Genomic DNA, 11707 nt, shown 5'->3' on the forward strand with positions numbered 1-11707 from the left:
GTAACATGCCGTGCCTGTGCCGTCGTGCTTAAATTTCTGTCGGCATCAAATGTGAGCGCGTTGGGCACGTCTTGGGCAACGTCCGCTCCGGGCGTCCCGGGCGCGCTGCTGCGGGGCGAGGAACCCGCCTGCGTCCGCGTGCCGGGCCCTTCTATTGCGAAGGGGATATGATCTGTCATTGCAGCGTTCAGGAGGATTTTACGTGGTTTCTTCAGGGCCGCGGGAAGGTCTTTCCTGGCGCGAAGAAAAACGATGAATGCGTGCTTCACGGTGGAAGCGTGATTTGATACGAGCGCGGCTTCAAAGGGACCGCGCTTTTGTGCGGTCGGGAAAGCGCAAACGCCTTTTCAAAAAGAAAAATTGGCTGTATAATGAAAAAACGTCTGTCCGGCTAAGCGCCGGGCGAAACATTTTTGAAAAAGGCATGGGAGAGGAAATATGCAACGGGACCTGACGGAGGGCAGCGTGACGGGGGCGATGCTCCGCTTCGCGCTGCCGATGATTTTGGGTAATCTGCTCCAGCAGCTTTACAACATTACGGATACGCTCATCGTCGGTCAGGCGCTGGGCGCGAACGCCCTGGCGGCGGTCGGCTCCGCGTACACGCTGATGACGTTTCTCACCTCGATCCTGCTGGGGCTTTGCCTGGGTAGCGGGGCGTTCTTTTCGCTGTGCTTCGGCGCGCGGGATGAGGAGCGCATGCGCCGCGGCATCTTCGCCTCCTTCGTGCTCATCGGCGCGGTCTCCCTCGTGCTGAACGCGGCGGTGTACGCCTTTATCGATCCGATCCTGCGCTTCCTGCGCATCCCGGATGCGGTTTACGGCATGATGCGCGGGTACCTGCTGGTGATCTTTGCGGGAATCGTCGCGACGTTCCTGTACAACTTCTTCGCCTCGCTGCTGCGCGGCATGGGCAACTCCGCGGTGCCGCTGCTGTTTCTCGCGGTTTCGGCGGTGCTCAACATCGCGCTAGATCTGCTGTTCGTGCTGGTCTTTTCCTGGGGCGTGAAGGGCGCGGCCTTTGCGACGGTCATCGCCCAGTTCGTATCGGGCGCGGGGCTTATGGCGTATTCCCTGCTGCGCATGCCCGCTGTGCGCATTTCCCGGCGGCACATGCACATGGATCGCGCCGTGGTACGGGAAATATCGCAGCTTTCGGTGCTCACCTGCGTGCAGCAGTCGGTGATGAACTTCGGCGTGCTCATGGTACAGGGCCTCGTCAACAGCTTTGGGCCCACGGTCATGGCGGCGTTCGCGGCGGCGGTGAAGATCGATTCGTTCGCGTACATGCCGGTGCAGGACTTCGGCAACGCCTTTTCCACGTTCATCGCGCAGAATTACGGTGCGGGCAGGACGGAGCGCATCCGGCGCGGCATCAAAAGCGCGGTGCTCACGGCGGCAAGCTTTTGCGTGGCCGTGACGGTGCTCGTCTTCGCGTTTGCCCGACCGCTCATGCTGATCTTCGTCCGGCCCGAGGAGACGGAAATCATCGCGACGGGCGTGCAGTACCTTCGGATCGAGGGCTCGTTTTACTGCGGCATCGGCTGCCTCTTCCTGCTCTACGGTCTGTACCGCGCGGTGCGCAGGCCAGGCATGTCGGTGGTGCTGACGGTGATCTCGCTGGGTACGCGCGTCGCGCTCGCCTACCTGCTTTCGGCGATTCCGGCGGTCGGAGTCGCTGGCATCTGGATGTCCGTGCCCATCGGGTGGTTCCTCGCGGATCTGGCGGGTTTCCTCTATTACGCGAAGAACCGCGAAAAGCTGACGGCGCTCGGCTGAGCGGCGTTGAAAGCAGCGCGAAAATACTGGACAAGCGCGCCGGGCGGCGATAAAATAAGGTACGCAAGACGCATATAAGGAGGTACTTGGAATGTCCAAGATGGATCAGGTGCGCGCCGAAATGATGGCGGCGCTCAAGGCTAAGGATAAGCCCCGGAAGGAAGCGCTGTCGCTGCTGCTTTCCGCGCTCAAGGCGAAGTTCATCGACAAGCGTGCGGATCTCACGGAGGAGGAGGAGAACGCGGTCATCCTGCGGGAGATCAAGCAGGCGCAGGAGACGCTGGACAGCGCGCCCGCGGATCGTACCGACATCATCGACGAATCGCGCCTTCGCATAGCGGTGTACAGTGAATTTGCCCCCAGGCAGATGGGCGAGGACGAGATTCGCGAGGTCATCCGCCAGGTGCTCGCGGAGATGAACGTCGAGAAGCCCACGGCGAAGGAAAAGGGCGCGATCATGAAAAACCTCATGCCCCGCGTGAAGGGCAAGGCGGATGGCGGGCTGGTCAACCGGCTGGTAGGCGAGCTGTTTGCGTAAGGAAGACTTCGCGCGCGGCCTGCGCCACGGCGTCCCCATCGCGCTGGGGTATCTGTCCGTGTCGTTCGCTTTCGGCATTCAGGCCGTGGGCGGCGGGCTGACGCCGTTTCAGGCGGTTTTTATCTCCATGACCAATCTGACCTCGGCGGGGCAGTTCGCGGGCCTTTCGCTGATGCTGAGCGCTGCGCCGCTCTTTGAAATGGCGCTGACGCAGCTTATCATCAACCTGCGCTACGCGCTGATGTCGCTGTCGCTCTCGCAGCGCCTAGATGGAAGCATGACGACGCTGTGGCGCGTGCTGATCTCATTTGGGAACACCGATGAAATTTTCGCCGTCGCCAGCAGCCAGCCGGGCAAGGTCGGTCGGGATTACCTGCTGGGCCTCGTCTGCCTGCCTTATTTCGGATGGGCGGGCGGCACGCTGCTGGGCGCGGCAGCGGGCGCGCTGTTGCCCAGCCTCATCACGCAGGCGCTCGGCATCGCGATTTACGGCATGTTCCTGGCCATCATCCTGCCGCCCGCGCGGGCGCACAAAAACGTGCGGCTCGTGGTGCTCGCCTCGACGGGGGTGAGCTGCATTCTTCGCTACGTGCCCGCGCTTTCGTTTATTTCCAGCGGGTTTGCGATCATCCTGTGCGCGGTGCTCGCCGCGGCGCTGGGCGCGATTCTCTTTCCGATCCGGGAGGCTGAGTAAATGGACGCGAGGACGTATTGCCTGTACGTTTTGGTGATGGCGGGCGTGACCTACCTCATCCGCATGATCCCGCTTGCGCTCTTTCAGCGCAAGCTGCACAATCGTTTCATTCAATCCTTTTTATTTTATGTGCCCTACGCGGTGCTGGGGGCGATGACGTTTCCGGACATCCTCTATTCGACCGGGAACGGCATCTCTTCCCTGGCGGGAACGGCGACGGCGTTTTTCATGGCCTGGCGCGGGCGCTCGATGGTGCTCGTCGCGCTGGGCGCGTGCGCGGCGGCGCTGCTGACGCAGGGGGCTTTGATGATGCTTTGAGGAGGGCGAACGAATGGACATCAAACAGAACATCAGCGGGCTCGACCACGTCGGCCTGCCCACAAACGACATGCGCGCGACGGTCGATTTCTACGGGAAGCTGGGCTTTGCGATCCTCTGCGACACGGACAACGCGGGCGAGCGCGTCGTCTTCCTGGGCCGGGACGGCTTTGTGATCGAGGCGTATCAAAACGGCCAGGCCGCGATGCGGGCGGGCGCGGTGGATCACATCGCGCTGAGCGTGAAGGACGTCGACGCGGCGCACGCGGCGTGCCGGGCGATGAACCTGCCCATGGCGCAGGAGGAAATTCGCTTCCTGCCCTTCTGGGAACGGGGCGTGCGGTTCTTCATTCTGGAGGGCCCGAACCGGGAAAAGGTCGAGCTCATTCAAAAGCTGTAAACGCGGATTATAGAGAAGGGGCGGAGCGTTTATGTACGTGTTCCTCAGCCTGCTTGCGCTTGTTGTGGGCGTCGCGCTTGCCGCTTTGGGAGGAAGAACGGCGAAAATCCCACGGAAACCGGGCCTTTGCCTTGCCGCGCTCGGCGTGCTGCTGTCCCTCACGGGCGCGGTTTTTCTGGGGCTGCTGCTGACGGGAAGGATCACCCTGCCATTATGATGAAATCGAAGTAAACGTGGCTGGAGGCGTGTGCGATGGGAAAGGTTCGGCTTACGATCACGGAGAGCCGCTGCCGGGGTGGCTACTGCAAGAAGGGCGACGTATTTGAGGTCGAGGACGTTTGTCCGCCGCTGTGCCACGAGCTATGGCACGGCATCTACCCGTTCGTCTACGCGCTGCAAAACGGCGCGGAGCTGGACTATGGAAATGCGCGCTCGCGGCAGTTCGACGCCAGGTGCCCGGACGGCGGAAGGGTCTGCGTTCACGGCGAGGCCGTCGATTAAACGCGGAGTGTGGGCATGAAGGCGCTGCTGCGCAACGCGGGCGCATAGCGGACCGGCGCGACGCGGGAAATGTTGCTGGCAGTCAGGGCGGCGCTGCCGATGGGCGAAGCAGGGGGATACCTTGCCTCGCCCTTGTTGTTCTTTCGGGCAAAATATTGTATACTATAGACAGGAAAAAAGGTTTGAACCGCGCAGCGCAAAGGGGGCTCTGTTATGGGAACGCATGTGATTACCATCGCGCGCGAATACGGCAGCGGCGGCAGGCGGATCGGGCAAATGCTCGCCGGAGAATTGGGCTACAACTTCTACGACCGAGAGATCATGCAGCTCGCTTCGATCGACAGCGGCATCAGCGAGGCGCTGTTCGCGCAGGCGGACGAGCGCACCAAGGGTTTTTCCCTCTTCCGGGCGATCCGTACGATGAACGGCGGCGAGTTTGTGCCCTCCCCGCCCGATCAGGAGGATTTCATCTCCGACGAAAACCTGTTTCGCTATCAGGCGCGCGTCATTCAAACGCTTTGCGACACGGAGGACTGCGTGATCGTCGGGCGATGCGCGGACTACATCCTGCGCGAACGGGAGAACGTGCTCAAGCTCTTCGTGCACGCGCCCATGGAGGCGCGCATCGCCACCGTGCGCGAGCTCAACGGTCTGATGGAGCAGGAGGCCGAGCGGCTCATCCGCAAGACGGACAAGCGGCGCGCGGAGTATTACCGGTACTTCACCGGCCAGGACTGGCAGGACGCGCGCAACTACGACCTGTGCCTCAATACGGGCAGGATGAACTGGACGCAGTGCATGAACCTCGTGAAGGCCAGCATGCGGATTCGCTTTGAGGACTTTGAAGGATAGAAGGATTGGAGCGGGCGCTCATTGCGGACGGCAATGAGCGCTCTTTTCACGCAGCGGGGAGCGGCTCAATAAAAAAGATGAAAATAGATCTTGACTCTCCGGTTACGGGAGGCTATAGGATATCCTTGTGAAAGAGAGGAAGGCGACGAATGTTTCAGATCGGCATGTTTTCAAAGCTCGGCAGGGTTACCATCAAGACGCTTCGCCACTACGACGAGGAAGGGCTGCTCGCACCCGCGCACATCGACGCGGAAAGCGGTTACCGTTATTATACGACGGATCAGCTCTTCCGGCTAAATCAGATCATCGCGCTGCGTCAGATGGGTTTTTCCATTCCAGAAATCGCTGAGATCGTTGACGGCCGCAACGTGAACAGCATCTTGGAGAGACGGCTGGGCGAACTCGCTGCCGAACGGGAACGCGTCGCGAACCAGTTCTTTCGGCTGCAAACCTACATTTCGGAACAGAAAGAGGGTCATCTCATGGATTATCAGGCTGTCATCAAGGAAATTCCCGCTTTTACCGTGTTTTACGCCGAGCGCGTTCTATCCGATTATGCGGCGTTGAACGAGCTTATGCCCGCTATCAGGAGCCAGGTGAACGCGCAAAACCCCGGCATTCAGTGCGTCAAGCCGGAGTACTGCTTTAATATCTATCTGGACGGCGAGTACCGCGACCACGACATCCGCGTCGCTGTCTGCCAGGCAGTGACGAGCCACGGCAGGGACACAGAGGATATCACGTTTAAAGAGATGCCAGCGGTGACGGTGGCGTCCGTACTGCACCGCGGCCCTTACGAAGAGCTCAGCGATGCTTATGCCTACGCGATCAAGTGGGCCGAGCAGAACGGGTACCGCATCTGCGGCAACATCCGCGAAAGCTATATCGACGGCCCGTGGAACCGCGCGGATGCGAAGGATTGGCTCACGGAAATTCAGGTACCGGTCGAAAAAAGGTGAGGCCGGCCTGAGAAGCCTTGAAACGCAAAGTTCCCGCCTCTGCGCGCCTTCGCGGCGCAGGGGCGGGGACTTTACGTTTACTGCGCGCTCAATCCATGCTGGGCGGGGCCGCTCATCAGGTTTCCCCGAAAATCGAACCGGGAGCCATGGCATGGGCAGTCCCAGCTCTTTTCGTCCGGGTTCCATTCAAGCTGACAGCCCAGGTGCGGGCATGTGGGAGAAACAAGGTAGACCTCGCCCGCCTCGTCCTTGTATGCGCCGAGCTTTTCCCCGCCGCACTCGATGACGCCTCCGTGGCCCGCAGGCAGGGCCTCCAGCTCCGCGCGCGGCGGGGTGAAGGCTGTGCGCGAAAGGCCCTTCACGGCCTGAACGCTCTCTTCCATCAGCAGCTTTGCGGAGGCCGAGGGCGTAAAGCGCTGCGGGTCGTAGGCTGCGGCGTAGGCACAGTCCTTTCCCGTGATAAGGTCGCGCAGCAGCAGGGCGGAGGCCATGGAATTCGTCATGCCCCATTTGCCAAACCCCGTGGCGACGTACAGGTGCGGGGTGGCGCTGGAAAAGCGCCCGGCGTAGGGCAGGCCGTCCAGCGTCATACAGTCCTGCGCGGACCAGTGCGCCGCCTCCCGCGCCTCAGGATAAAGCTGCCTGGCGGCGCGGCGCAGGCGCTCGTAGCACCCGCCGGAGGTGTTTTCGCCGCAGCGGTGGTTTTCGCCGCCGAGAAGCAGGTACGGGCCGCTCGTGCGAAGCGAAAGCCCCTCCGCATCCGTGCCGTAGAACATGCCGTCCGGGAGCGCTGCCCCCTCCAGCGCCAGCACGTAGGAGCGCTCCTGGTGCATGCGCATGAAGTAATAGCCGGGCGTGTTGAGAAAGGGGAAATGCGTGCAGAGCACGACGTGCTTTGCGTGGACACTGCCGCATTCCGTGTGCACACAGCCCTCCTCGACCTGCGTGACGCGGGTGTTTTCGTAGACGGTAAGACTGCGGCTTAGGGCGTCCGCAAAGCGCAGGGGATGAAACTGTGCCTGCCCGCGCATGCGCACGGCGCCCGCGACGGGGAAGGGCAGCGTCGTCTCGCGCGTGAAGGCCGCGTCCAGCCCCAGCAGGCGGCAGGCCTCCGCTTCCTCCTTTAGCGGCTGCGGATCCTGCAGGGTGTAAAGATAGGCGTCCCGTTCCTCCAGCGCGCAGTCGATGTCCTCGCGCGAGACGAGCCTCCGGTACGCGTCGATGGCACGGGCGTTCGCCAGCGCATAGGCGCGCGCGCGTTCCTCGCCCAGCGTATCGATCAGGCGCTTATAGCAAAGCCCATGCTGCGCGGTGATCTTTGCGGTGGTTCCGCGCGTCTGCCCGCCGAGCAGGCGTCCCGCCTCCAACAGCACGACGCGAAGCCCCGCCTCTTGCAGGGCGTGCGCGGTAAGGATGCCCGCCATCCCTCCGCCGACGACGCAGACGTCGCACTCGCTGTCCTCCTTGAGCATGGGGCGGGGGGCCACGTCAAAATCCAGTTCCCATATGGAAGCCATGCAATCCCTCCTCCCCTTCAGTATGCGCCGTTTCGCTTCGGTTAAACGCTTGACGGGGGGCGGGAAGGCGCGTATAATTCCCCTCAAACAATCCGCACTTTGCGGAGCGGGAGGCGAGGACATGGAGACGGTGACGACGGAGCGGCTTTTGCTTCGGCCCTGGCGCATGGAGGACGCGCAGGATCTGTACGCTTACGCGCAGGATCCGCAGGTCGGGCCGAACGCGGGCTGGAAACCGCACGCGGACGTGGAGGAATCAAAGAGAATCATCGCGATGTTTCAGGAGAGGGGAGAGGTTTGGGCCATCGAGGAGCGGGCGTCCGGGCGGGTCATCGGCTCCCTCGGGCTGGAGGAGGACGCAAAGCGCTCCAACCCGGCGGCGCGCTCGCTGGGCTACGTGCTGGCCAGGCCCTTTTGGGGCAGAGGGCTGATGACGGAGGCAGCCGGGGCGGCGATTTCCTACGGCTTTGAGCGCATGGGGCTCGAGCTCATCTCCATCTGTCACTTCGACTTTAACGCCCGGTCCAGGCGGGTGATCGAAAAGCTGGGCTTCATGTACGAGGGGACGCTGCGGCGGGCGCACGTGCGGGTATTGAGCGGCGAAGTCTGCGACGAGCTGTGCTATTCGATGACGCGGGAGGAGTACGAGGCGAAGCGGAAATGAGCGCGTATCAGCAGGGCGGTATTCAAAAAACTCCCCTATATTTTGTAATGGATGTCTGATTCTTTTGGTGATTCAGGGAAAGGGTATCTCGAATAGACAGTGCCGTCTATGTGCTTATAACCCCGGTTTCGGTTACGGCGCGAGGGATACGGAGATTCGCGGTCGCCTTGATGATCGCGATGGGGCATGAGCTCCGCTTACCGTAGATGGATATTTCTTTAACGAATATACACCGGGCCGCCTCATACTGCTGTTACTACACAGATATGGGGGCGGCCCACCTTACATGAGCAAAAATGAAAGCGGGGTACGTGATGAAAAAAACAATAGCTTATCTTCTGACCATTCTGCTATGTGCGGCTTATGGAGTGCCCGCCGGAGCAGAGACGTTAAAGCTCTATCGCGTTTCAGATCAAAACGACGGATTTAAGCTCTTTCAGGCTGCGCACCCGGATATCGAGTGCGTATGGTCGGACCAAGATTACAGTACTCTCGAAGGACTAGTCGCTGCGCTGCTGACGGGGGAGTTTGACGCGGACGTTTACGATTTAAACAGCTTGTTTTTCGATTGTCAGCAGGTCATGACGAAGGGATATTGCGTCGATTTGTCCGGAAGTGAAACGATCCGCAATGAATTGAGCAAGATGCATCCATCCATCGTCGCCCAGGCCGAGCAGGAGGGAAAAATCTTTGCGGTTCCATCCATGGTGAGCTTCAACTTCTGGGCTATCAATATGGAAGGATGGGAAGCTGCGGGGCTGTCTGATGCGGATGTGCCCGACACCTTTCCTGCGTTTCTTGATTTTTTGGAAGCGTGGACGGAGCGGATTGATGAAAACCCCGAGCCGCAAATCAGCATAAATAACCGTTGGGTGGAATCGCTCTACACCGAATACTCCTACACCCGTTGGTTGACTGAAATGCTGATTGAAAACTACATCATGCAGCTGCAATATGCCGGAGAGCCGCTTAGGTTTGAAAATGATACATTGGTCTCGCTTTTAGAAAGGGTCAAGGAGGTCGGTGCGGCGATTTACTATAGCGAACCGGTCACAAAGGGCAGCATGCAGTTGATAGACAATGTAGCCTCTAATAGATGGCCGAAGATCAGTGATTCAGGCATTATCTCTATGCGTGTCAACCAAGAGCAACCGCGCCTCATCAAGTCGTACATATCGATGAGCGCAGTCAAAGCTGGCACGGAGAAGGAAGCGCTCGCAATCGAGCTGTTAGAGCGCCTTGTGACAAATATACCGGATTTGGACAGAGCCCTGCTATATCGTGAGGCGGAGCCCGTGTTAAACCCCAATTATGAGACGGAGTATGCGCGCACCGTTAACTATATCGAAAACATCGAGGCAGAGCTGACATCTCCAGAATTGGATGTGGACGAGCAGAAAGACTTGGAAATCAGTTTAAACAATTATAAAAATATGCTCGAAAGCATTGGGCAACGCAAATATGATGTGTCCCCGGAACAACTGCATAATTACCAAGGTTATGTAGACGAGCTTTATTTCCCGGCGCCGGGCATCTTCTCTATTGCAACAGATGTTGGATGGACGCTTAAACAAAAAGAGGATCAATTTGCAGCCGGATTGCTGTCTGCACGTGAGTTTGTCAGGGAACTGGATCACCTCGCGCTTATGATTGAAATGGAGAATGCTTTTTAATCAATCGGTATATGTACAGAACAGGGGTTCTAACAGGATAAAATGAAACTAGCGAACGCCAACCGAGACGTTCGCTAGTTTCATTATAGAGGCGCTGCGTGCCTTTACAGCAGCAGCCCGATTTGTGCTTCGATGACGTCCACCGCGTCCTTGAGCGCCGCGCCGTCCACGCGCTCGATCTCGCCCGCATCGCACAGATGCGCGGTCTGCGGGTCGATGGGCAGGCGCGCGAGCACCGGCAGGCCGAGCTTTGCGGCCTCCTCTGCGACGTGGCTTTCCCCGAAGACGTGGATCTGCTTGCCGCAGTCGGGGCACACGGCGTAGGACATGTTTTCCACGATGCCCAGCACCGGAATGTTCATCATGTTCGCCATGTTGACGGCCTTGCGCACGATCATGCCGACCAGGTCCTGCGGGGTGGTAACGACGACGATGCCGTCCACCGGGATGGACTGGAAGACCGTCAGCGGCACGTCGCCCGTTCCCGGGGGCATGTCGATGACCATGGCGTCCAGCTTGCCCCAGGCGACGTCTTCCCAAAACTGGGTGACGACGCCGGAGATGACCGGGCCGCGCCAGATGACGGGCATGTCCTCTTCCTCGAGCAGCAGATTGACGCTCATGAGCTTGATGTCGTTGTGGGTACGCGCGGGCAGGATGGTTTCGCCGTCGCCCATGGCCTTGTCGCTGATGCCGAACATCTTCGGCACGGAGGGGCCGGTGATGTCGGCGTCCAGGATGCCGACGTCATAGCCCTTGCGGCGCAGCAGCACGGCGAGCTGCGCGGCCACCAGGGACTTGCCCACGCCGCCCTTGCCGCTGACGACGCCGATGACCTTGCGCACCTCCGGGGCCTTCTTCTTTTCCGGCTCCTGCTTGTTGGCGGGGTTCGAATGACAGCCTGCACAGGCGGGCAGCGTGCCGCACTGCGAGGGTTCACAGCCTTCGTGTTCGTTCATGAAGGGAGCTCCTTTCTTACGCTGTATGCTTCTATATGATACCACTTTTATAGGAAAAATCAACTCGCACTAGGCTTGCGGCGCGGGGTGCGCTATAATGGTAAAGAAAGAACAGGGGGGTGCTTATGGGCTTTACGCTTCGAAACGCGCGCTGCCTGGCGGCGGATTACGTCCGGCAGACAGTGCGTCCGGGCGATCGCGTCGTGGATGCGACGATGGGCAACGGAAAGGATACGGCGTTTTTAGCCGAGCTGGTAGGAGAGGGCGGACATGTCACCGCCTTTGACGTGCAGGCGGAAGCGGTAACGCGCACGCGGGAAAGCCTGCGGGGCCGGGGGCTGCTGGAGCGCTGCACGCTCGTGCATGGCGGCCATGAGACGATGGCGGAGCACGTCGCTCCCGGCGTTAGAGCGGTCATGTTTAACCTGGGGTGGCTGCCGGGCGGGGACAAGCGCGTGACCACCCGCGTGCATACGACGCTCGCGGCGCTGGAGGCGGCGCTTTCCCTGATCGCCCCAGGCGGCATCGTGACGGTTTGCATCTACCCCGGTCACGAGGAGGGGAACCGTGAACGCGACGCGCTTGCGCAGCGGATCGCCGCGCTGGACGTTCGGGTCTTCAACGCCCTGCACCATCGCTTCGTCAACGCCCGCCAGGACACGCCGGAGCTGTACCTGATTCAGCGAAATGATCCGGATCAGGACGGAAAATAAAAAATCAAAATTGCGTTATTTTCTCCGCAAACAAGCAGGAAATAGGAAGGGTTTGTGGAATAAAGGAAATTGGCCTAAAGTGGTACTTTTCCCATTCCTAATTTCCGGCATTGTCCGGACAAAATACCCATTTACGGAGG

The 11707-nt window shown here is 60.1% G+C and carries 14 protein-coding genes; 12 read left to right on the forward strand and 2 right to left on the reverse strand.

Translation table 11 applies throughout. The features are described 5' to 3' along the window. Positions 1-438: 438 nt before the first annotated feature. The 9 genes from C1725_RS08280 (at position 439) to C1725_RS08320 (ending at position 6041) form a co-directional block, all read left to right on the forward strand. Positions 439-1779, forward strand: coding sequence for an MATE family efflux transporter (locus tag C1725_RS08280; RefSeq protein WP_102411155.1), 1341 nt, complete (start codon positions 439-441; stop codon positions 1777-1779). A 91-nt stretch (positions 1780-1870) separates the two neighbouring features. Next, positions 1871-2317: a GatB/YqeY domain-containing protein gene (locus C1725_RS08285; RefSeq protein WP_102411156.1), complete on the forward strand. Its 447-nt coding sequence runs from the start codon at positions 1871-1873 to the stop codon at positions 2315-2317. Then, positions 2310-3011 (forward strand): AzlC family ABC transporter permease, encoded by a 702-nt coding sequence (locus C1725_RS08290; protein ID WP_102411157.1) that lies wholly within the window; start codon positions 2310-2312, stop codon positions 3009-3011. The genes C1725_RS08285 and C1725_RS08290 overlap by 8 nt, the downstream gene beginning before the upstream one ends. Beyond that, complete coding sequence (locus C1725_RS08295; protein ID WP_102411158.1) at positions 3012-3329, forward strand: AzlD domain-containing protein; 318 nt, start codon at positions 3012-3014, stop codon at positions 3327-3329. A gap of 13 nt (positions 3330-3342) precedes the next feature. Continuing rightward, positions 3343-3729 (forward strand): VOC family protein, encoded by a 387-nt coding sequence (locus C1725_RS08300; protein ID WP_102411159.1) that lies wholly within the window; start codon positions 3343-3345, stop codon positions 3727-3729. A gap of 31 nt (positions 3730-3760) precedes the next feature. Further along, a complete protein-coding gene (locus C1725_RS08305) occupies positions 3761-3946 on the forward strand; it encodes a hypothetical protein (RefSeq protein ID WP_102411160.1) in 186 nt (61 codons plus the stop codon). A gap of 35 nt (positions 3947-3981) precedes the next feature. After that, on the forward strand, positions 3982-4230 hold the full coding sequence (locus tag C1725_RS08310) for a TIGR04076 family protein (protein ID WP_102411161.1): 249 nt from the start codon (positions 3982-3984) through the stop codon (positions 4228-4230). Between the two features lie 213 nt (positions 4231-4443). Next, complete coding sequence (locus tag C1725_RS08315; RefSeq protein WP_102411162.1) at positions 4444-5082, forward strand: cytidylate kinase family protein; 639 nt, start codon at positions 4444-4446, stop codon at positions 5080-5082. Between the two features lie 149 nt (positions 5083-5231). Beyond that, a complete protein-coding gene (locus C1725_RS08320; RefSeq protein WP_102411163.1) occupies positions 5232-6041 on the forward strand; it encodes a GyrI-like domain-containing protein in 810 nt (269 codons plus the stop codon). Positions 6042-6118: 77 nt separating this feature from the next. Here C1725_RS08320 and C1725_RS08325 read toward each other — a convergent pair whose 3' ends face one another. Then, positions 6119-7558, reverse strand: coding sequence for an FAD-dependent oxidoreductase (locus C1725_RS08325; protein ID WP_102411164.1), 1440 nt, complete (start codon positions 7556-7558; stop codon positions 6119-6121). 121 nt (positions 7559-7679) lie between these two features. Here C1725_RS08325 and C1725_RS08330 point away from each other — a divergent pair, with 121 nt between their 5' ends. Together C1725_RS08330 and C1725_RS08335 are read left to right on the forward strand one after the other, a co-directional pair. Then, positions 7680-8222: a GNAT family N-acetyltransferase gene (locus tag C1725_RS08330; protein WP_346026480.1), complete on the forward strand. Its 543-nt coding sequence runs from the start codon at positions 7680-7682 to the stop codon at positions 8220-8222. 314 nt (positions 8223-8536) lie between these two features. Beyond that, positions 8537-9895 (forward strand): extracellular solute-binding protein, encoded by a 1359-nt coding sequence (locus C1725_RS08335; protein WP_102411165.1) that lies wholly within the window; start codon positions 8537-8539, stop codon positions 9893-9895. Between the two features lie 104 nt (positions 9896-9999). Here C1725_RS08335 and C1725_RS08340 read toward each other — a convergent pair whose 3' ends face one another. Continuing rightward, a complete protein-coding gene (locus C1725_RS08340) occupies positions 10000-10854 on the reverse strand; it encodes a P-loop NTPase (RefSeq protein ID WP_102411166.1) in 855 nt (284 codons plus the stop codon). Positions 10855-10979: 125 nt separating this feature from the next. On the opposite strand from C1725_RS08340, the gene mnmM reads away from it, so the two are divergent. Continuing rightward, positions 10980-11567: a tRNA 5-(aminomethyl)-2-thiouridylate-methyltransferase MnmM gene (mnmM, locus tag C1725_RS08345; RefSeq protein ID WP_102411167.1), complete on the forward strand. Its 588-nt coding sequence runs from the start codon at positions 10980-10982 to the stop codon at positions 11565-11567. Positions 11568-11707 lie beyond the last annotated feature (140 nt).

The organism is Beduinella massiliensis (genome assembly GCF_900199405.1).
In the GTDB taxonomy this organism is placed as follows: Bacteria; Bacillota; Clostridia; order Christensenellales; family Aristaeellaceae; genus Beduinella; species Beduinella massiliensis.